This window comes from Polaromonas sp. (assembly GCF_030680935.1).
Taxonomy (GTDB): domain Bacteria; phylum Pseudomonadota; class Gammaproteobacteria; order Burkholderiales; family Burkholderiaceae_C; genus Polaromonas.
The window spans coordinates 62,255-81,121 of sequence record NZ_JAUXUP010000011.1 but is presented as its reverse complement, the minus strand read 5'-3'; the positions used below and the strand labels follow the sequence as shown (position 1 = coordinate 81,121).

The 18,867-nt window shown below is 61.5% G+C and carries 20 protein-coding genes; 16 read left to right on the top strand and 4 right to left on the bottom strand.

Annotated elements, in window-relative coordinates:
• Positions 1 to 15 precede the first annotated feature (15 nt).
• From Q8L50_RS03620 to Q8L50_RS03610, 3 genes are all read left to right on the top strand, one after another.
• Positions 16 to 552: a hypothetical protein gene (locus Q8L50_RS03620; protein WP_370869743.1), complete on the top strand. Its 537-nt coding sequence runs from the start codon at positions 16 to 18 to the stop codon at positions 550 to 552.
• Positions 552 to 1,829 (top strand): Hsp70 family protein, encoded by a 1,278-nt coding sequence (locus tag Q8L50_RS03615; RefSeq protein ID WP_305347287.1) that lies wholly within the window; start codon positions 552 to 554, stop codon positions 1,827 to 1,829. Before Q8L50_RS03620 ends, Q8L50_RS03615 begins: the two co-directional genes overlap by 1 nt.
• A 193-nt stretch (positions 1,830 to 2,022) precedes the next feature.
• A complete protein-coding gene (locus tag Q8L50_RS03610; RefSeq protein WP_305347286.1) occupies positions 2,023 to 2,481 on the top strand; it encodes an Lrp/AsnC family transcriptional regulator in 459 nt (152 codons plus the stop codon).
• Between the two features lie 10 nt (positions 2,482 to 2,491).
• Here Q8L50_RS03610 and Q8L50_RS03605 read toward each other — a convergent pair whose 3' ends face one another.
• The 3 genes from Q8L50_RS03605 to Q8L50_RS03595 form a co-directional block, all read right to left on the bottom strand.
• Complete coding sequence (locus tag Q8L50_RS03605) at positions 2,492 to 3,379, bottom strand: DMT family transporter (protein ID WP_305347285.1); 888 nt, start codon at positions 3,377 to 3,379, stop codon at positions 2,492 to 2,494.
• Between the two features lie 196 nt (positions 3,380 to 3,575).
• Positions 3,576 to 4,280, bottom strand: a complete 705-nt coding sequence (locus tag Q8L50_RS03600; protein WP_305347284.1) for a hypothetical protein — start codon at positions 4,278 to 4,280, stop codon at positions 3,576 to 3,578.
• A gap of 51 nt (positions 4,281 to 4,331) precedes the next feature.
• Complete coding sequence (locus Q8L50_RS03595; protein WP_305347283.1) at positions 4,332 to 5,075, bottom strand: glutathione peroxidase; 744 nt, start codon at positions 5,073 to 5,075, stop codon at positions 4,332 to 4,334.
• Positions 5,076 to 5,235: 160 nt separating this feature from the next.
• On the opposite strand from Q8L50_RS03595, the gene Q8L50_RS03590 reads away from it, so the two are divergent.
• The 11 genes from Q8L50_RS03590 (at position 5,236) to Q8L50_RS03540 (ending at position 15,618) form a co-directional block, all read left to right on the top strand.
• Positions 5,236 to 5,709 (top strand): DUF2721 domain-containing protein, encoded by a 474-nt coding sequence (locus Q8L50_RS03590; protein WP_305347282.1) that lies wholly within the window; start codon positions 5,236 to 5,238, stop codon positions 5,707 to 5,709.
• A 456-nt stretch (positions 5,710 to 6,165) separates the two neighbouring features.
• Positions 6,166 to 7,167: an SMP-30/gluconolactonase/LRE family protein gene (locus tag Q8L50_RS03585; RefSeq protein WP_305347281.1), complete on the top strand. Its 1,002-nt coding sequence runs from the start codon at positions 6,166 to 6,168 to the stop codon at positions 7,165 to 7,167.
• Between the two features lie 16 nt (positions 7,168 to 7,183).
• The gene (locus tag Q8L50_RS03580) at positions 7,184 to 7,870 is read left to right on the top strand and encodes a GntR family transcriptional regulator (protein ID WP_305347280.1); all 687 of its coding nucleotides are present in this window, start codon (positions 7,184 to 7,186) and stop codon (positions 7,868 to 7,870) included.
• A 64-nt stretch (positions 7,871 to 7,934) separates the two neighbouring features.
• Entirely contained in the window at positions 7,935 to 9,029 is a 1,095-nt protein-coding gene (locus Q8L50_RS03575; RefSeq protein WP_305347279.1) for an isocitrate/isopropylmalate dehydrogenase family protein, read from the top strand.
• Position 9,030: 1 nt separating this feature from the next.
• Positions 9,031 to 10,173, top strand: a complete 1,143-nt coding sequence (locus tag Q8L50_RS03570) for a Gfo/Idh/MocA family protein (RefSeq protein ID WP_305347278.1) — start codon at positions 9,031 to 9,033, stop codon at positions 10,171 to 10,173.
• Positions 10,170 to 11,171 (top strand): TRAP transporter substrate-binding protein, encoded by a 1,002-nt coding sequence (locus Q8L50_RS03565; protein ID WP_305347277.1) that lies wholly within the window; start codon positions 10,170 to 10,172, stop codon positions 11,169 to 11,171. Before Q8L50_RS03570 ends, Q8L50_RS03565 begins: the two co-directional genes overlap by 4 nt.
• 23 nt (positions 11,172 to 11,194) lie before the next feature.
• A complete protein-coding gene (locus tag Q8L50_RS03560) occupies positions 11,195 to 11,746 on the top strand; it encodes a TRAP transporter small permease (protein ID WP_305347276.1) in 552 nt (183 codons plus the stop codon).
• Positions 11,747 to 11,792: 46 nt separating this feature from the next.
• Entirely contained in the window at positions 11,793 to 13,085 is a 1,293-nt protein-coding gene (locus Q8L50_RS03555) for a TRAP transporter large permease (RefSeq protein ID WP_305347275.1), read from the top strand.
• 2 nt (positions 13,086 to 13,087) lie between these two features.
• Complete coding sequence (locus tag Q8L50_RS03550) at positions 13,088 to 13,378, top strand: putative quinol monooxygenase (RefSeq protein WP_305347274.1); 291 nt, start codon at positions 13,088 to 13,090, stop codon at positions 13,376 to 13,378.
• Between the two features lie 102 nt (positions 13,379 to 13,480).
• Positions 13,481 to 14,599 carry an ABC transporter substrate-binding protein gene (locus Q8L50_RS03545; RefSeq protein WP_305347273.1) on the top strand — a complete coding sequence of 373 codons (1,119 nt, stop codon included), beginning with the start codon at positions 13,481 to 13,483 and terminating at the stop codon, positions 14,597 to 14,599.
• Positions 14,600 to 14,613: 14 nt separating this feature from the next.
• Positions 14,614 to 15,618 (top strand): TRAP transporter substrate-binding protein, encoded by a 1,005-nt coding sequence (locus Q8L50_RS03540; RefSeq protein WP_305347272.1) that lies wholly within the window; start codon positions 14,614 to 14,616, stop codon positions 15,616 to 15,618.
• A gap of 92 nt (positions 15,619 to 15,710) precedes the next feature.
• Here the strand turns inward: Q8L50_RS03540 and Q8L50_RS03535 are convergent, their stop codons facing one another.
• Positions 15,711 to 17,327 carry a 4-hydroxyphenylacetate 3-hydroxylase family protein gene (locus Q8L50_RS03535; protein WP_305347271.1) on the bottom strand — a complete coding sequence of 539 codons (1,617 nt, stop codon included), beginning with the start codon at positions 17,325 to 17,327 and terminating at the stop codon, positions 15,711 to 15,713.
• Positions 17,328 to 17,427: 100 nt separating this feature from the next.
• Between Q8L50_RS03535 and Q8L50_RS03530 the strand changes: the two genes are divergently transcribed.
• Both Q8L50_RS03530 and Q8L50_RS03525 read left to right on the top strand, forming a co-directional pair.
• Positions 17,428 to 18,057, top strand: a complete 630-nt coding sequence (locus tag Q8L50_RS03530) for a TetR/AcrR family transcriptional regulator (RefSeq protein ID WP_305347270.1) — start codon at positions 17,428 to 17,430, stop codon at positions 18,055 to 18,057.
• A gap of 41 nt (positions 18,058 to 18,098) precedes the next feature.
• On the top strand, positions 18,099 to 18,731 hold the full coding sequence (locus Q8L50_RS03525; protein WP_305347269.1) for an isochorismatase family protein: 633 nt from the start codon (positions 18,099 to 18,101) through the stop codon (positions 18,729 to 18,731).
• Positions 18,732 to 18,867: the final 136 nt, after the last annotated feature.

Here is an 18,867-nt window from a genome sequence, read left to right as displayed (position 1 = left end):
TGGAACCAAGCCCCCGTGAATGACCCCGCCCGCGCCGCGACCGACTCTTCTGACCTTTCCGGGTTTTCTTTCCGCGATTCCAGCTCCAACCCAGACACACCTGTGCAGCAACCCCGCCTGTGGTGCGGTGACGGCTGGACCGCGCGCGTTCTCAAAAACGAAGACGATGACGGCTGGGCAGTGGCCATGATCAAGGACGGCGAGCCCGAGCCGGCACTGACAGGCCCCTGGACCATGGGACGCGATAAGAAAAATCCCAAGCCGCTTGATGGCGCCGCCTTTTCCACGCTGGTCAAGACCGCGAGCGAGTTTGTGCGGCGCCACGAGCAGCAGTTACATGCCGCGCTGCACCAAAGCCTGGAAGTCGATTCGCGCGGAGCCCGGGTGACGGTATTGCTCGATATCGTTCCCGACGAAGACAACCCGTATGCGCTGCTCAGCGCACAGGACGAATCGGGCGTGCAGCTTGCCGCGCAGCGGGTGTCTCCAGGCTTCAAACTGAGCCGGGCCAGTGCCACGGCATGGGCCGACGGCGGTTTTCTCAAGCCTTGATGGCGCGCGCCTTGCCGTCTGCGGGCGCCGCCTGCGGCATTGATTTCGGGACCTCCAACTCCACCGCAGGCTGCGCTATCGCCGGCAGCGGGCAGGTGGCGCTGCTGGCGCTGGAGGGCGACAAGCTGACTCTGCCTTCGGTTGTGTTTTTTCATGCCGAAGACGCCCATGTGAGTTATGGCCGGGCCGCGCTGGCCGACTATCTGGCGGGTTACGAGGGGCGTTTGATGCGTTCCCTCAAAAGCCTGCTGGGTACACCGCTGATCAACGAACAGACCGAGGTGGCCGGGCGGGCGCTGCCTTTTCGTACGCTGCTGGCGCAGTTCATCGGCGAGCTCAAGCACCGGGCCGAGCAGGCGGCGGGGCAGACTTTCAGCCGCGCGGTGATAGGGCGGCCGGTATTTTTTGTCGATGGTGATGCCGCCGCGGACCGCCAGGCCGAAGACACGCTGGCCGGGGTGGCACGTGCTGCCGGCCTGAGCGAGATTGCGTTTCAGTACGAGCCGATCGCTGCGGCCTTTGCCTACGAGTCGCAGATCACGCGGGAGGAACTGGTGCTGGTGGTGGACATAGGCGGCGGCACCTCGGACTTTGCGCTGGTGCGCCTGGCGCCCCAGCGCGCGGGCAGGGCAGAGCGCAAAGACGACATCCTGGCCAGCAGCGGTGTACACATAGGCGGCACCGACTTCGATAAACACCTGAGTCTGGCCAGCGTGATGCCGCTTCTGGGTCTGGGCAGTCGGCTCAAAAGCGGGCTGGAGCTGCCTTCAGCGCAGTATTTCAACCTGGCGACCTGGCACACCATCAACTTTGCGTACACCAAAAAGGCCTGGGTGCAGATCACCGAGCTGTACCGCGAGGCCCGGGAAAAAGACAAGCTGCTGCGTCTGCAAAACCTGGTGACCGAACGTGCCGGCCACTGGCTGGCGATGCAGGTGGAAATCGCCAAAATCGCGCTGTCTGCCAGCACTGAAACGCAGATGGACCTGGGCCGCATAGACCCCGGCCAGCAACTGGTCCTGTTGCGCGCCGATTTTGACCGGGCAATCACGCACCTGGTGGACAGCGTCGCGCTCAGCGTCACCGGCTTGCTGCGTGAGGCCGGTTTGTTGGCTGGCGAAGTGGACACCGTGTTTTTTACCGGCGGCTCCAGCAGCGTGCCGTTGCTGCGCGAGCGTATTGCGGCCTTGCTGCCGCAGGCGCGCCGCGTGGAAGGTGATCTGTTTGGCAGCATTGGCACCGGTCTGGCGCTGGATGCGATGCGCAAATTTGCCTGATCCCGGCTATCCAGACGCACCAGCGGGCGGTAACCCGCTGGTGTGTTTGCCTGGCAACACGTCTCGGTAAATCCGTTTGCCAGGAAGAAGTATCGGCCAGGTGCGCAAGAAAGTGCTTCTGTTTTTTTTTGGTAAATTGGTTCGATTAAGTAATAATTCCTGCAATTCAAGAAAATGAAGGAAAAAATACCGAATGGACAAAATTGACCGGAAAATTCTTCAAGTCCTGCAAGCCAATGCCCGGGCCAGCCTGCAGGAGATCGGGCAGGCGGTGGGCCTGAGCCACACCCCATGCTGGAACCGCATCAAAAAGATGGAAGAGTCAGGCGTGATCGAGGGCTACACCGTGCGCATCAATCCGGCGGCGCTGGACCTCAGCGACACGGTGCTGGTGCAGGTCACCCTGGACAGCCACTCCGACAACACGCTGGAGAAGTTTGGCGAAACGCTGGCAAAAATTCCGGAGGTGATCGAGGCCTATCTGGTGTCCGGCGACTACGACTACCTGCTGCGTATTGCCGTCAGCGGCACACAGGACTACGAACGTCTGCTGCGCGAGCGTCTCTACAAGATCAAGGGCATACGCCACAGCAAGTCCAGCTTTGTGCTGCGCACGCTGAAAAAGGCCGACCTGCCGCTGTTTCAGGAGTAAACGGCGGGGCTCAGGGCACTTCGCCCGGTCCGCGTGACCGGACCCAGGCCATGCGCGCCTCGGTCAAGGCCACGCCCAGGCCCGCCAGGCAAATCAGGCCGATACCGAGCGCGGTGGTCTGACCCGGTGCCTGGCCAAACACCAGCCAGCCCAGTGTGGCGGCGGCCACGATCTGCAGATAACTGAACGGTGCCAGCAAGGTGGCCGGGCTTTTTTTGAAAGCGGCAATCTGCAGCCAGTGACCCAGAAAACCAGTGACTCCGGTCGATGCCAGCAGCAGCCATTGCCAGGTGTTGAGCTGCGGTGTCTGCCAGAACCAGGGCAGGGCCAAAGTCAGCGCAATCGTGCCAAACAGGCCGCCGTAATAATTGGTGGTCAGCGGATCATCATGCGCGACGCGGCGCGTTGCGATCTGGAAAAAGGCAAAAGCCAGCGCCGTCGCCAGACCCAGCACCACACCCACCGGGTCCAGTTGCGCGCCCGGCCGCACCACCACCAGCATGCCGGCAAACCCCGCCAATACGCCCAGCCAGCGGTGCAGGCGGTGTGGCTCGTGCAGCAGCCAAGGCGCCATGGCCATCAAGAACAAGGGCGCCATGAAGTTGATGGCGGTGGCCTCTGCCAGAGGCAGCCGGCCCAGCACCGAGAAAAACAGCACGGTGGTGGTAATCATCAGCAGGCCGCGTATGAGCTGCCTTGACAGGGATTTGGTATGGAAGATGGCTTTGCCGCGTGTGGGCAAGACCACCGCCGTCATCAGCGCGGTGTGCACCGCATAACGCGCCCAGGCGACCATAAGCACCGGTACACCCGCCAGCACCAGCCATTTGCCGGAGGCGTCCAGGCCCGACAGCAGCCACAGGCCGGCGATATGGAGCAAGATGCCGCTTTTTTTCATGGGTATAGGGTGGGTGGCGCAGCTTGCCGACAGGCCATGCGGCCTGGGCGAGTGACGGTACGTGGATCATAAGCAAGCCGGACAGCCCCCGGCTGCCAGCGCGGGGCTTGGTGCCAGACTTATGATTGAAATAGGCCGCCAGCCCTTTTGGAATATGCGCAGGCAGCTATCAAAAAAAGAGTAAATTGTGTGCCGGTCACACCGTCAGGTCAGAATTTTCAAGCACCAAAAACCCCAGCTCGACCTTGTTTGCGCTGTGGGAGATGCTGACCTGCTCGGCGCTGGCCAGGGCCTGTACATCGTCCCACCCGAGGTCGCGGTAGCTGCGCGGGTCCTGCGCGGTGCTGGCTCCCTCTTGCGCTGCGACGCTGATGCACACCCTGGCTGTGTCGCCCGTCAAGTCGCTGGTGACCAGCACGCTGGCGGGCGCCGGTGCTGCGTCGGTCAGTGCAATCAGGCTGGCTGTGAAGACGGTGCGCAAGGCGACCTGCGAGACATTCACATCCGCTGCAGCGACCCGATTGGCCAGGGTGAAGCCGCGAAAAGCCAGATCGGTGGACAACATGCCCACACATTCTTCCACCCCGGCCTCCAGCAGCACGATGCCGTTTTCGCGGGGTGCGACCCAGCTGATCAGGTTCATGCTGGCGCCAGCGGCCGTGCGTGACAGCGCGCTGATGGACTTGCAGCTGTCGCGCAGTACCGCCATGTCGGGGGTGGGCGCCTGCAGGCGCCGCTCCAGAATGGCAGAAATCATGCCTATCGGTTGCAGCGTGCCGGCCATGTGGTGGCGTATGGCCGGGGCAATGCGGCGCAGCAAGGCATAGCGCGCAGCTTCTGCTGCAAGGTTGTCGGCGTCAGCGGAGATGGCGGCCTTGTGGGAGACGGTGGACGAGCTCATAAATCCTCAACGGGTTCGGTTGGAATCATTCAAATGCTATCACCGGGTTTGTCAGTGCACCACTGCACTAGCCAACCAGGTCTGCAGTGCTTCAAAGCCACCAATCCGTTTGCCGCCACAGAAAACCTGTGGCGTGGTGGCGGCGCCGGCAACCGCCTGCAGCGTGCGCGAGGTGATGCCGTGGCCCAGCACGATTTCCTCATACGGCAGACCGGCGTTCTGAAGCAAGGCTTTGGCCTGTGTGCAGAACTGGCACCCGGGTTTGGTGAACATCGTCAGCGGCTCGGGCGGCGGCGTGTCGGGTGAAACATGGCGAAGCATGGTTTCTGCATCAGACACCTCAAACGGATCGCCTTCTTTTTCGGGTTCGATGAACATTTTTTCGATCATGCCGTCCCGCACCAGCATGGAGTAGCGCCACGAACGTTTGCCAAAACCCAGGTCGCTTTTGTCCACCAGCATGCCCATGGCCTCGGTGAACTGGCCGTTGCCGTCCGGAATCAGTGTCAGGTTGTCGGCCTCTTGTGTGGCGGCCCACTCGTTCATTACAAAAGCGTCGTTGACCGACAGGCACACCACCTCGTCAACTCCACGCGCCTTGAAAACAGGGGCCAGCGTATTGAAGCCCGGCAGGTGACTGCTGGAGCAGGTGGGGGTATAGGCACCGGGCAACGCAAACAGCACCACCGTTTTGCCATTGAACAGCTCTGCACTGGTCAGGTCCACCCAATGGTTGTCGCGGCGGATCTTGAAAGTGGTGTTGGGGACGTGTTGTCCTTCCCGGTTGGGCAGCATGCGGGTTCCTTCAGGAGTAGGGGTGGCGCCTTGTGACGCAACTGGAACCAGTGTGAGGCACGCCGGGATGACGTCCTGTCGGACAGTAGCGACACTTGCGTAGGAAGGCCCGGTGCGCGGCGTGACAAAATCAGGACCATTGACGTCCACGGAGCCCCGAATGAACTTCGCCCCCGACCTCGCCACAGTCACCCACGGGATTCAGTTGGCAGTGGCCCCGGTGTTTTTGCTGACCGCCGTTGCCGGCATGATCGCCGCCGTGGCGGGCCGGCTGGCCCGCATCATCGATCGGGCACGTTTTCTGGAAAACCGCCTTGAAAGCGGTGACGTTGAGCAGGCCAAGGCGATGCGGATGTACGCCGAACTGGGCGCGCTGCGGCACCGGGGCTGGCTGGTCAATGGCTGCTTGGCGCTGTTGACCTTTTGCGCGATTCTGATCGGGCTGACCATTGTGGTGCTGTTTCTGGGCGAGACCAGCGACCTGCCGGCGCTGAAAATTGCGACGGTGAGTTTTTTGTCGGGTGTGTTCTGTTTTCTTCTGGCGCTGCTGTGTTTTCTGGCCGAGACGCTGCTGGCCACGCGTTTGCTGAAGTTTGCCGAACTGCCGGTGCAGCGGTCTGCTGGAGATCGCTAGGGCCTGTTCACACTATTGATGCAAGATGCGTTGCGAGTCAAAAAGGTCATGCGGGAGGCGCAAAATGCAGCCGGGCTGGAGCCCGGCAAGGCTTTGCAACGCTGCGCATGGCCTTTTTGGCCGCAACCCGGAGGGAACGTGGTTAAAACAGCACCACTCGTCGTTGCACTCCTAGCCCAGCCGCCCAGGCTGAGCGTCGTCGCGCGCCTAGATTGGCGCTGTTTTAACCACGTTCGCACTTGCATAAATAGTGTGAACAGGCCCTAGTCCTTCCTCCACTTGGCAAGAACTGGCAGCGCCAGCGCGCTTCTATCCGTCCGGCATTACTGCTTGAAAATCGCGGGTCGCGGCGCCAATCCGAAGATTCGAACAGCTGTTGGGTGGTTTGCTTGAAGGCCAGGCTGCATCAGGGAATTCCCCAGTCATTTTTTTGACTATTAACGTATACATTAAGTCATGCACAAAGAAATACATCAAATTCTGACCGAGAGAGGTGCGTCAGATCGGTTGGAGGATCTGGCCTGGTGCGGCCACGATCTGAACCGGCCCGAATGTGTGCTGGCGACTGCGCGTGGCGACGTCTACACCGCCGACTGGCGCGGTGGTGTGTCCCACATCCTGCCCGATGGCTCGCAGCGGCTGTACGCCGGTCCGGCGGTGGACGGCGAAGCCCTCAAACCCAACGGCATTGCCTTGCTGGAAGACGGATCATTTCTGCTGGCCCATCTGGGCGCAGAAAAGGGCGGCGTCTTTCGGCTCTATCGTGATGGCCGACTTGAGCCCTTTCTGCGCGCGGTAGACGGCTGCGATCTGCCGCCCAGCAACTTTGTGGTGCAAGACGCGGCCGGCCGCACCTGGATCACCGTCAGCACCCGGCTTTCCCCCCGCGCTCTCGGTTACCGAAAAGGCTGCAACGATGGTTTTGTGGTGCTGGTGGACAAGCAGGGCGCGCGGATTGTGGCCGACGGCTTGGGTTACACCAACGAGTGTGCGGTGGACCCCAGCGGCCAGTGGCTGTATGTCAACGAAACCTTCGCCCGCGAGTTGTCGCGGTTTGCCATTCGCGCGGACTCGTCACTCGGCGCCAAAGAGGTGGTGACCCGGTTTGATGCCGGCGTGTTTCCTGATGGCCTGGCTTTTGATACCAACGGCCATGCCTGGGTGGTCAGCATCGTGAGCAATCGGCTCATCCGTGTGGCGCCCGATGGGGCGCAAACGCTCTGGCTGGAAGACGCCGACGCAGAGCATCTGGCCTGGGTGGAAGCGGCCTACCAGGCCGACGAGATGGGGCGTCCGCATCTGGACGGCGCAAAAAGCCGTTGCCTGAAAAACATATCCAGCCTGGCATTTGGTGGCCCGGATCTGAAAACAGCCTACCTCGGTTGCCTGTTGGGCGACAAGCTGGCCACGCTGCCCATGCCGGTCGCAGGCCACCCTCCGTTTCACTGGAATTTCTAAGCCCCCGGACCTTCAAATGAAAACACAAGCTTCAATGCCTTCAGACGGTGCCTCCATGGTCGATCTGGCCTACCAGGACATGCGTCGCCGCATTCTGGACAACGTCTGGGCCCCCGGTTACCAGGCGCTGGAACAGGAAATCGCCCTGCAACTGGGCATGAGCCGTACCCCTGTGCGCGAATCGCTGATCCGCCTGGCCAACGAAGGACTGGTCGAGGTGATCCCGCGGCGCGGCATGCGGGTGTTGCCGGTGTCGCCCACCGACATGAAGGAGATCTACGAAATCCTGACAGCGCTGGAAAGCATGGCCGCTGAGATGTTGGCCGCCCGCAAGCCAGGTGACGCCGAACTCAAGCCGCTGCTGGTGGCCACCAAAGCGATGGAAAAAGCGCTGGTCAAGGGTGATCTGGACGCCTGGGCGGCGGCGGATGAAAGTTTTCATGAGCAGCTGGTCACCATGGCCGGCAACAAGATGCTGGCCGATGCGGTGTTCAGCTACTGGGATCGCGCACACCGTGCCCGCATGTTCAGTCTGCGGCTGCGGCCCACACCCGTCAACTCCACCAAGGAACACATGGCGCTGGTAGACCGGCTGCGTGCGGGCGATGCTGCCGGCGCAGCGGCGGTCAACCGCGAGCACAGACAACGCGCCAGCCGCGAATTGCTGGTCATTTTTGAGCGATTCCGCCTGCAGCAGATGTAGATGCTGCCCATAAGAACCGCGGCTTTTTTCCAATTTCCAATTTTTAACTCCATACATATTTCGCATGAAACCCTCGTATCACATCGCCGTATTGCCTGGTGACGGCATTGGCAAGGAAGTCATGCAGGCGGCTGAGCAGGTTCTCGGCCAGGTGGCTGAGCGTGTCGGCGTCAGCTTCCGGCTGGACTACCAGCAGGCCGGTGCCCAGCACTATGTGGACAGTGGGGTGGCGTTGCCCGCTGACACCCTGAAAGTCTGTGAGCAGGCGGACGCCATCCTGTTTGGCGCCATGGGGCTGCCGCATGTGCGCGGCGCTGATGGCACCGAGATCATTCCCCAGCTGGACTTGCGTTTTCACTTCGACCTGTACGCCGGTGTCCGGCCGATACGCACCTTCAAGGGCCTGCCCACCCCATTGGCCAGCCCGAAAGCCAGCGAGATCGATTTTGTGCTGGTGCGTGAAAGCACTGAAGGGCTTTTTTACGCCCGGGGCCGGGGTGATGTGCGTGGTGACGACGAGGTGTACGACACCATGAAAATCACACGCACCGGCACTGCCCGCATCTGCGAATTTGCCTTCAAGCTGGCTGAACGGCGTGCGCTGCTCAAAGGGCGTCCGGCACGCGTGACCAATGTGGACAAGGCCAATGTGTTTGCGTCCATGGCTTTCTGGCGCCGGATTTTTGAGGAATCAGCGGCACGCCATCCGGGCGTCGCCTCTGACAGTGCCTACGTGGACGCGATGGCCCTGAACCTCGTCATGAAGCCCTGGGCGTATGACGTGATGGTCACCGAAAACATGTTTGGCGACATCCTGTCTGACCTGATTGCGGCACTGGTGGGTGGCATGGGCATGGCGCCTTCGGCAGACATCGGCGACCGGCATGCCCTGTTTCAACCTGCCCACGGTACGGCACCGGACATCGCAGGGCAGGGCAAGGCCAACCCGACCGCCATGATTTTGTCGGCCGCCATGATGCTGGACTGGCTGGGCGACCGCCACGGCGATACCCGCCTGTCCGACGGCGCGGCGCTGATGGATGCGGCGGTACAGCAGGTGTTTGCCAGCGGTGCCGTGCGCCCCATGGAGTTCGGTGGTGTCAATGGCACGGCGGATATCACGCAGGCCGTGATGAATGCGCTGCGACAGGTCCGCTGACATGACTGCACTGCGTGCTTCCGGCCTCACAACACCCCAGCGGGTGGCGGTGGTGGGCGCGGGTTTCTTCAGCCAGTTCCACCTGGAGGGCTGGCGACAGTTGCCTGGCGTGGAACTGGTGGGTCTGTGTGACGCAGACCCGGCGCGCGCGCAGGAACTTGCGCGGCGCTTTGGCATTGCCCGGGTGTTCACCGAGGTGGCCCACATGCTGGAAGCCACGCGGCCCGATCTGGTGGACGTGGTCACACCACCCGCCAGCCATGCCGAGGTGCTGGGCATTGTGCTAAGTCAGAAATTGCCGGTTATCTGCCAGAAACCCTTTGGCACCGGCTACGCGCAAGCTGTCCAGTTGACGGACAGGGCCGCGCTGGCGGGTGTGCCCCTGATCGTGCATGAAAATTTCCGCTTCATGCCCTGGTTTCGCGAAGCGCGGCGGCTGGTGGATGCCGGGCACCTGGGCGCGCTGCACAACGTCAGCTTTCGCCTGCGTCCCGGTGACGGGCAGGGGCCAAACGCCTACCTGAACCGACAGCCGTATTTTCAGACCATGCCGCGTTTGCTGGTGGTCGAAACCGCGATCCATTTGATCGACACCTTCCGCTATCTGATGGGTGAGGTGCAAGCCGTCTATGCGCGCCTGAGGCGCCTGAACCCGGCCATTGAGGGCGAGGACGCCGGGTTGATCACTTTCGATTTTTCCAGCGGGGCCGCAGGCCTGTTTGACGGCAACCGGCTGAACGACCATGTGGCCGACAACCCGCGCCGCACCATGGGTGAGATGTGGCTTGAAGGCGCCAGAGGGGTGTTGCGGCTGGACGGCAACGCAAATCTCTGGTGGAAGCCGCACCACGGCGAAGAAGTGCCACATCTGTATGACAGTGGTTCCGCCCTGAGTTTTGGCGGCGGCGCCTGCGGGTTTCTTCAGGCGCATGTCCTGCAATGCCTGGCTGCTGGGCGCGAGCCTGAAAACACGGCCCGCGCCTATTTGAAAAATCTGCTGATCCAGGAGGCGGTATATGCCTCGGACCGCAGTGGACAGCGCATCACCCTTGAGGGTTTTGAGCCCCTGAACCCCACGGCCGGCAAGGGCACTGCGCCCGGCATCGGCAATCTTGTCAGTAAGCAAAAAAAGGAGACAGTATGAAAACATCCAAGGCCTTGATCCGATTCTCGTTGGCGCTGGCCGGCGTCGCCCTCGCCACGAGCGCAAGTGCCCAGACCATCCTCAAATTCAGCCACACGGACCAGCAGCAGGGCGCGCGCCAGGCTGCGGCGCAGGTCTTCGCAAAGAAGGTCGAGGAGTACACCCAGGGCCGCTACAAGGTGCAGGTGTTCTGCTGCGGCCAGCTAGGCAATGACCCAAAAAACATCGAGCAGCTCGCGTTGGGCGGTATTGACTTTACGGTGTCGGCAACCGGCTCATACGCCACATTTTTGCCTACCCTGAATCTGACCATGATGCCTTTCATCATCGACAGTTATGCCCAAGGCTGGAAGTTCTACGACGAGTCGAAATGGCTCAAGGCCCAGTTTGACAAGGCGCCGGCCAAGGGTTTCCGCTTTCTGGCGACGTGGGAGGCTGGCTTTCGCAACATGACCACCAAAGACCCGCTGAACTCGCCGGCCGATGCCAAAGGCAAGAAGCTGCGGACTTTTCCCAACGAAATGATGCGCTGGCAACTGGAAGCCATGGGCTTTGGCATCCAGATCATGCCGCTGCCTGAGGTCTATCTGGCGATTCAGCAAGGCGCCGTGGCCGGCCAGGAAAACCCGATCGACACGATCGCGTCGAACAAGTTCTATGAAGTAGCACCCAACGTCACGCTGACGAATCACGTCTACAGCCCGATTCCGCTGGCCATTTCAGAAAAAACCTGGGCCAGGCTGTCACCTGCTGATCAGCAGGCCGTCACGCGGGCCGCCCAGGAGGTGGCGCCATTCCAGCGCAACATGATTCGCGACAACGACGAGAAGCTGCTGGCCGACATGGCCTCCAAGGGCGCCAAGATCAACCGCAAACCTGACACCGAGGCTTTCCGTAAATCGGTGGAACCGGTGTATGCCAAAGCACGCGAGAAATATGGCGCGGATGTGGATCTGGTGCTCAGCGATGCCGCCGCTGTGCGCAAAGCCGTCAAGTAATAACAGTAAAAAAAGGCAGCGCGATGAGCATGCACACAGGCAACCCTTCCATCAATGAAGCAGCGGAGGGCGTCACACCGGCCCCGCTGCCTGGTCCCTTGCTCTGGCTGGGCCGGTTGGTGGACTGGATGGTGATTGGCATAGGCACCGGGCTGATCGTGCTGGTTTTTGCCAATGTGGTGTTGCATGCATTTGCCAAAGACCTGGCCTGGATGACCGAGCTGGGCGAGTTGCTGATGGTGTGGGTCACCTTTCTGGGCGGAGCAGCAGCGGCCCAGCGCGGCACCCACATGGCCATTGGCGAATTTCTCGACAAGCTGGACGTGGCCGGGCGGCGCAGGGCCGACGCCGCGATCCAGTTGTTTTGCCTCGTCGTTCTGGCCGTGCTGTTTTTCTACGGGTGGCGGATTGTCGCTGGCGGCTGGACCAACGTGTTGACCACGCTTGAATGGCCCATGGCCTGGCAGTACATGCCCTTGCCCCTGGGTGCTGCCCTGATGATGGTTTTTGTGGCCTGGGACCTGGTGCAGACCTGGCGCGGGGTGCCGCGCGAGGCGCGTTACCCGCAGGACTGAGCACGTACGCCTTCCATTCACCCCACGAACCGCTACAGGACCTTCGATGCTTGCCCTGGTTATTTTTTCAGTCTTTTTTATTCTTGCTCTGGCCGGCATTCCCCTGATGTTTGCCTTGCTGGCAACCACCGCAGGCATTGTCATGGCCTATGGCATGCAGTACCCGTTGGAGAGCGTGTTTCTGTCCTTCATAGGCGGGGTAGAGCCCTTCATCCTGATCGCTGTGCCGCTGTTTGTGTTTACCGGCGAGTTGCTGGCGCAGGGTGGCGTGGGCAAGCGCATTGTTGAATTTGCCAATGTCTTGTTTGGCTGGCTGCCGGGTGGTCTGGGCGTGGTGACCGTGATGTCCTGCCTGCTGTTTGGCGGGGTTTCGGGCTCAGCGATTGCCGACACCGCAGCGATAGGCTCGCTGGTCATTCCGGCCATGCTGGCGCGTGGTTATTCGCGCGGGTTTTCGGCTGCGCTGGTCGCGGTGGCCGGCACGCTGGCATTGCTGATGCCTCTGTCTATCCCGTTTCTTGTGTACGCCTTTGTCTCCGGGGTGTCCATGCGCACCTTGTCGATGGCCGGGCTGGTTCCTGCTGTGTTGTCAGGCCTGGCACTGATTGCCGTGTGTATGTGGCACGGCTGGTCCACCGGCGTGGACAAAGGCGGCAAGCCGGCCTCTCTGCGCGAGATATGGAAAGCCGGTGTGAATGCCGGCCCGGCGCTGCTGATGCCGGTGTTCATCGTGGGCGGTATCTGGTCGGGCTATTTCACCCCGACAGAGGCCGCTGCGGTCGCGGTGGTGTACGGCCTGCTGGTCTCGATGTTTTTGTACAAGGACCTGAAGTACCGCGATATTCCCGGCTTGTTGCTCAAGGCCTTCATGACCAGCGCCACGGTGATGCTGGTCATTGGCGCCACGGGTGCATTGGCATGGCTGATCACTGCCGAGCAGGTGGCGCAGCAAATGGCCAACTGGGTGTCGTCGGTGGCGCATGTGAAGTGGGTGTTTCTGCTGATGCTCAATGTGGCGCTGGTGCTGCTGGGCATCTTCATCGAGCCGCTGCCAGCGCTGCTGATGGCCGCGCCGCTGTTTCTGCCGCTGGCCATGGCGTTCAAGATCGACCTGGTGCACATGGGAGTGATCATGACTGCCAATCTGGCGATTGCGCTGTACACGCCGCCGGTGGGGGGTACGCTGTTTGTCGCGGCCCGGCTGGCCAAAGCCAGCATTGGCGAAATCACGCGTCATCTTTGGATCATGATGGCCGCCACTTTCAGCGTGGTCATTCTCATCACCTATGTGCCGGAGCTGACGGCCTGGCTGCCGCGCCTGATTGCGGCCTGGGGTTGACCATGTACGTGATCACCGTTTTGTTCACCGTGCATTCGGCACACCGTGCCGACTTTATGGCGGAGATGGTCAACAACGCCCGTATATCGCTGGAGCGCGAGCCAGGTTGCCGCCAGTTTGATGTGTGCACCGCCATCCGCAGCGCTAACGAGATTTTTCTGTACGAAATCTACGACTCAAGGGCAGCGTTTGACGCGCATCTTGCGTCTGAGCACTTTCAGCAGTTCAACCTGAAGACCCAACCCTGGGTCAAGGCCAAGGTGGTCAACGCACTGACAAAAGCATGGCCGTGAAGAGGGCGGAACCGGCGGCGGGTGACGCACCGGCGTGAAAGGGCCGCAGAGCTTTGATGGGTGTTGGTGAAGGGGAGACTTGTAGAACTCTAGGAGACTTCAATGAAACACTGGAAACTTTGTGGCGCAGCGCTGCTGGCGCTGGCGGGCAACCCGCTTTTCGCCAGGGAAATTGTGGTCGCACAGGTTGCCCCTTTTGGCGGGCCGCTGGCGGTTTCTGGGCGCGACTTCAACCTGGGTGCAATGATCGCCTTCGACGAAGTCAACGCGGCCGGTGGCATTGGCGGCAACCGGCTCCGGCTGATCTCGCGCGACGACGGTTACCGAAGCGCAGACACCGCGCAGCACGTTGGTCAGTTGCTGGAGCAGGACGATCCCATCGCCCTGATTGGCATGTGGGGTGCCGAGAACATTGATGCGGTGGTCGAAAAAGGCTTGCTGGCCAATGCCGGGCTACCGGTGGTGGGCGTGCGTTCTGGCGTGGCGGCGCTCAGAAAGAACGCCAACCTGTTTCATGTGCGCGCCAGCTATCGCGATGAAGTCCAGCGCATTCTGGATCAGATCCGGACCATGGGTTCAACCCGTATTGCGGTCGTTTACGAGGACGATGGTTTTGGCAGGGAGGCCTGGGCGGACGTTCAGGAAATGCTGGCCAAGCGCGCACTGAAGCCGGCTGCGGTGGCGGTGCAACCCAAAAACAGCCTGAAGGTGGACAGCGCAGTGGCCCTGATCGCGCAGGCCGAGCCCCAGGCGGTATTGCTGGTGGCCAATACGCCGGTGGCGGCAGCGATCATCAAAGGACTGCGCGCCAAAAACAGTCCATCCTTTATTTTTGCCACATCCACGGTGGACGCCGAACAGCTGGTCAGCCAGTTGGGCGCCGCTGCCGGCGGTGTTGCCGTGGCCCAAAGTGTGCCCAATCCCTACAAGGCCACAGTGCCGATTGCGAGGGAGTTTCAAAACCGCGTGAAAGCGCTGGGCATAGACGCAGCACGCGGAAATTTTGCCTCGCTGGAGGGGTATATCGCCGCGCGGGTGGTGGCCGAGGGGCTGCGCCGCGCCGGCAAGGACGCTTCACGCACAGGGCTTGCGCGCGGGCTTGAAAGCATGCGCCGTTTCAACATGGGCGGCTTTGTGGTTGACTTTGCGCCGGGGCAGCATGAAGGCTCGCGTTATGTCGACCTGTCGCTGATTGGCACCGACGGTCGTATTCGACAGTAAGCGGGAGACGCATCATGAACACCTTTCTGAAAATCGCCATCGCTTTGCTGATCAGCGCCAGCGCGCAGGTCTGGGCGCAAGACCCCGAGTTGCCGTTTGTGCTCAAACTCAACCACACGGACACACCTTCCGGCGCGCGGCATCTCGCGTCCGAGCTTTTCGCAAAGAAGGTGGCGGAATACACGCGCGGCAAATACCGTGTGCTTGTTTTTCATTCAGGTCAGCTGGGCAACGATCCGCAAAGCATCAAGGCACTGGCCGAAGGGCGACTGGACTTCACCGCCAGCGCCACCGGCAGCTTTGCAGGGTTGGTTCCCGAGCTGAATCTGACCGCTTTACCCTACCTGGTCGAAAGTTATGAGCAGGGCTGGCGGTTTTACGATGAGTCGCCATGGTTGCGCGCCCAGTTCGACAAAATGCCCGCCAAGGGCGTGCACCACCTGGCGACCTGGGAGGCCGGCTTTCGCAGCTTCACCACCCGGTCTGCACTGAACCGGCCGGAAGACGCGAAAGGTAAAAAAATGCGTGTCTTCCCGAACGAAATGATCAAGTGGATCATGGAATCCATCGGCTACGAACCTGTCGTGATCCCCGTGACCGAGGTCTACAGCGCCATCCAGCAGGGGCGGGTGGACGGGCAGGAGAACCCGATTGACACCATACGGGCGCTGCGTTTCCACGAAGTCGCGCCCAACATCGTACTGACCCAGCATGTTTACAGCCCGCTGCCGTTTGTCATGGCTGAGCGCACCTGGAAGCGACTGCTGCCCGCAGAACGCGAGCAGTTCGAGCGCGCCGCGCGGGAGGCTGCTACTTTGTCGCGCCAGCTTGTCAGGGAGGCAGATGAGAAAAACCTGGAAGCCATGCGTGCAGCCGGCGCCAAAGTGGTCAGGCCCGATATCGCTGCATTCCGTCAGGCGATGGCCAGCGTGTACACCAAGGCCAAAGCGAGCTACGGCGCCGATGTGGACGCCATCCTGAAAGACGCAAAAGCGGGCGAAAAGGTGGTGGCCCGCTGACATCCTGCAAGCGCGCAGGCCCCCCATTCCTGGTAAAAAAGGCCGCTAGCCCTTTACAGGTATGCGCCAGCAGCTCCTGAAATAATAGCGCTTCAGGGCTGGCGGCGTGACGGCAACGTGGCCTCGACCGAAGGCAGGTCCACCATCACCGGCTGGCCCGGCGTGGTGCAACCGGTGTCGCAGCATTTGCCAGGCTGGCGGTTTTTGGTGATGGCGCGGTCAGGGTCATGTGCCACTCCGCGCTCCAGAATGCGCTCGACCAGTTCCACCTTGGAGCCCACCGGGTAGTTGCGGTAAATCTCCTGCTTCATCGCGGCCGGTGATCCGCCGCCGTGCAGGCTGATCACGCTGTACCAGCCGCCCTGGTAGCCAGCCGTCAGGTCTTCGATAAAACGCGCGGTCTCGATGCGTTGCTCGTAAGGCACGTCCGGGTTGGCGCGCAGCACTTCCGACAGCTTGGCGCCGGTCTCGGGGTTGTGGTCTTCGTCCGGGCCGGGCAGGGTGACGATGAGGCCGCCGCTGACGTAGTGCGCAATCCGGTGCATGTCATAAATTTTGGTCGCCAGCAGCAGCTTGCCAATGTTGGAAAACACCGGGTCCGGCATGAAAGTCTTGCTGTGTGCATCTGGCTTGCCATACACGCTGGCGGCCACGCCACAGGCGAAGAAGCTTTCAGTGATGGTGATGAGTTCGACCATCTGCTCACGCAAATGGCTCTCTTTGCCGGGGTCAAAACCATTGGCCTCGCACATCAGTGCACCGGCGCCTATCAGCAGGTCGCCAAATCCGGCGCGTGCGCCTATGCAGGTGTGCCGGTGGTGCGTGGCATAGCTGTAGGTGAGGTGGCCGCTGTGCTCCCATTCGCCGGCGTAGAACACGCTGTCCCAGGGCACCAGCACTTTGTCGAACATCACCACACCTGTGCTCTGGCCGTATTTGCGGCTGAACAGGGCTGCACCATGCTCGACTTTTTCACCGGGGCGCCCGGCGGGCCGGGCCACGATGGTGATACCCGGTGCGTCGACCGGTACGGCGCAGCAGACGGCGAAGTCGGCGTCTTCCTTGCCCATATTGCGACACGGCATGACCAGCAACTCGTGCACATACGGTGCGCCGGTCACGATGGCCTTGGTGCCGCTGATTACGATGCCTTTTGCATTGCGCTCCACGATGTGCAGGTAGCTGTCCACGTTGGCCTGCTCGTGGGGGCGTTTGCTGCGGTCACCTTTGGCATCGGTCATCGCTATGCCCAGGGTCAAGTCCTGGTCTTGCACGCGGTGCAGGTAATTGAGAAAACGCGCGGTGTTTTCTGTCGTCCCGCGCGCGTCGTCGATGCGCGCCGAGACCTGTCCAATCGCGTTGAGCGCATCGTGCGTCAGGTAGCGCTGGGCGCAACCTGTTTCCTGGCAAACCAGTCGCACGGCTTCCAGTTTGTTGAGCAAATCGCCGCTGCTGGTGTTGATGTGGCTCAGGCGGTTGACGGTTTTTCCGCTGGTGTGTTGCACCGCCGTCATGATGGGCGCGTACTGGGGATTCAGTGCGTAGTCGTAGGTCAGGGCGATGGCATTGATTCCGGGGCCGAAGCCGCGTTCGTCAGCCACGCTGGCTACTTGCCGGCCGTCTAGGAAGACCCGGGGTTTGTAGCGCCGCAGTGACTCGCGAAAGTCGTCGCCGGACATCAGGCTGGCGGCAGGGGTGGGTGCGTTCATGAAAATCTCCTGGTTCTGGCGATTTTAAACACTGTTCAATTGGTTGAACATCTGTTTAAGAATCAGGGGATGTCAAAGGGTTTTGGCTTATATTCAGCCCATGCAAGCACGACTGCAACGCCAGCAGGCACAAAGTGATGCACGCCGTGCCGGCGTGCTGGACGCCGCTCGCGCCGTTTTTGAGCAGCTTGGCATCGAGGGCGCCAGCATCCGCGAGATCGCCCGGCAGGCGGGCTACACGCCGGGCGCGATTTATTCATATTTCGAAAGCAAAGAGGCGATTTACGGCGCCCTGCTGGCGGAGTCGCTGGAGCGGCTGAACGCATCGGTCGACGCCGCCGGCCATACCGCCCTGGCGCCGGCCGAACAGCTGGACGCCAAGGCGAGTGCCTGGTTTGGTTTTTACGCCGCCAATCCGCGCGACCTGGATTTGGGCTTTTACCTGGTGCAGGGCATGCGCCCGCGCGGTTTGACGGCAGAACTCAACGACCAACTCAACGACCGGCTGCACGATGCGTTGCAACCCTGCGAAGTCGCGCTGCAGGCCATGGGTCTGGGCGCCCAAGAGGCGCTACGTGAAAATACCGCCTTGTTTGCCCATGGCGTGGGCCTTTTGCTGCTACAGCACACCGGCCGCATTCGTATGTTCGGGCAAGATGCAAGCCTGCTGTTTGAAAACTACCTGATTACGCTGGTCGAGCGGCTACAGTCCGGCCATCGCCCGGACTGAGCCTGCGCCAGTTCCGCCTGTTCATTTTTGAGGATTTTTACATGTTGCTTGATACCGATGAGTGCCAGCTGGTGCTGGTGGACTATCAGGTCCGCCTGATGCCCGCCATTTTTGAACACGGCCTGGTGCTGGCCAACGCCTTGCGGCTGGCGCAGATGGCCAGGCTGATGCAGGTGCCGGTATGGGGCACGGCACAAACGCCAGACAAGCTGGGCCCCAATCTGCCCGAGCTGCAGGCGGCCATTGATGGAGCCGGCGGCAAGACGCTGAACAAAAACCATTTCAATGCGGTCGACGAGGGCCTGGGCGACTGGCTGCGTCCGCCGGCGCGCAAGGCGCCACCCGGCCCGCCGCGCGGCAATGCCCGCAGCCTGCCCAAACACCTGCAGACAGGGCCCGAGCCTGAAGAAGAGGGCAGGGGCGTCGTGGTGCTCGCCGGTTGTGAGGCACATGTCTGTCTGATGCAGACGGCACTGGGTTTGCTGGACGAAGAGTTTGAGGTGTGGGTCGTCACCGACGCCTGCAGCTCGCGCACCGAGCGCAACCGCGACGCGGCCTTCGATCGCCTGGCGGGTGCGGGCGCGGAACTGGTCACCACCGAGATGGTGGCCTTTGAGTGGCTACGCACGGCGGAACATCCGGCTTTCCGGGATGTGCTGGGGTTGGTGAAATAGGGCGCGATCACGGGAGAAGGCCCGAAATTTCAGGCGTTTAAGGGCTCGGCGCCATATCCAGCGTGCGCAAGCAGCTATAAAAAACAGAGCGCCCAGGCAGCTGTAAATGCTGCTGCCTGGGCGCTACCGTCAGGAT

What these genes read in the sequence shown, in the direction of transcription:
- Q8L50_RS03615 (WP_305347287.1), top strand. Translation starts at nt 552, where the DNA reads ATGGCGCGCGCCTTGCCGTCTGCGGGCGCCGCCTGCGGCATTGATTTC.
- Q8L50_RS03610 (WP_305347286.1), top strand. Translation starts at nt 2,023, where the DNA reads ATGGACAAAATTGACCGGAAAATTCTTCAAGTCCTGCAAGCCAATGCC.
- Q8L50_RS03605 (WP_305347285.1), bottom strand. Translation starts at nt 3,379, where the DNA reads ATGAAAAAAAGCGGCATCTTGCTCCATATCGCCGGCCTGTGGCTGCTG.
- Q8L50_RS03600 (WP_305347284.1), bottom strand. Translation starts at nt 4,280, where the DNA reads ATGAGCTCGTCCACCGTCTCCCACAAGGCCGCCATCTCCGCTGACGCC.
- Q8L50_RS03595 (WP_305347283.1), bottom strand. Translation starts at nt 5,075, where the DNA reads ATGCTGCCCAACCGGGAAGGACAACACGTCCCCAACACCACTTTCAAG.
- Q8L50_RS03590 (WP_305347282.1), top strand. Translation starts at nt 5,236, where the DNA reads ATGAACTTCGCCCCCGACCTCGCCACAGTCACCCACGGGATTCAGTTG.
- Q8L50_RS03585 (WP_305347281.1), top strand. Translation starts at nt 6,166, where the DNA reads ATGCACAAAGAAATACATCAAATTCTGACCGAGAGAGGTGCGTCAGAT.
- Q8L50_RS03580 (WP_305347280.1), top strand. Translation starts at nt 7,184, where the DNA reads ATGAAAACACAAGCTTCAATGCCTTCAGACGGTGCCTCCATGGTCGAT.
- Q8L50_RS03575 (WP_305347279.1), top strand. Translation starts at nt 7,935, where the DNA reads ATGAAACCCTCGTATCACATCGCCGTATTGCCTGGTGACGGCATTGGC.
- Q8L50_RS03570 (WP_305347278.1), top strand. Translation starts at nt 9,031, where the DNA reads ATGACTGCACTGCGTGCTTCCGGCCTCACAACACCCCAGCGGGTGGCG.
- Q8L50_RS03565 (WP_305347277.1), top strand. Translation starts at nt 10,170, where the DNA reads ATGAAAACATCCAAGGCCTTGATCCGATTCTCGTTGGCGCTGGCCGGC.
- Q8L50_RS03560 (WP_305347276.1), top strand. Translation starts at nt 11,195, where the DNA reads ATGAGCATGCACACAGGCAACCCTTCCATCAATGAAGCAGCGGAGGGC.
- Q8L50_RS03555 (WP_305347275.1), top strand. Translation starts at nt 11,793, where the DNA reads ATGCTTGCCCTGGTTATTTTTTCAGTCTTTTTTATTCTTGCTCTGGCC.
- Q8L50_RS03550 (WP_305347274.1), top strand. Translation starts at nt 13,088, where the DNA reads ATGTACGTGATCACCGTTTTGTTCACCGTGCATTCGGCACACCGTGCC.
- Q8L50_RS03545 (WP_305347273.1), top strand. Translation starts at nt 13,481, where the DNA reads ATGAAACACTGGAAACTTTGTGGCGCAGCGCTGCTGGCGCTGGCGGGC.
- Q8L50_RS03540 (WP_305347272.1), top strand. Translation starts at nt 14,614, where the DNA reads ATGAACACCTTTCTGAAAATCGCCATCGCTTTGCTGATCAGCGCCAGC.
- Q8L50_RS03535 (WP_305347271.1), bottom strand. Translation starts at nt 17,327, where the DNA reads ATGAACGCACCCACCCCTGCCGCCAGCCTGATGTCCGGCGACGACTTT.
- Q8L50_RS03530 (WP_305347270.1), top strand. Translation starts at nt 17,428, where the DNA reads ATGCAAGCACGACTGCAACGCCAGCAGGCACAAAGTGATGCACGCCGT.
- Q8L50_RS03525 (WP_305347269.1), top strand. Translation starts at nt 18,099, where the DNA reads ATGTTGCTTGATACCGATGAGTGCCAGCTGGTGCTGGTGGACTATCAG.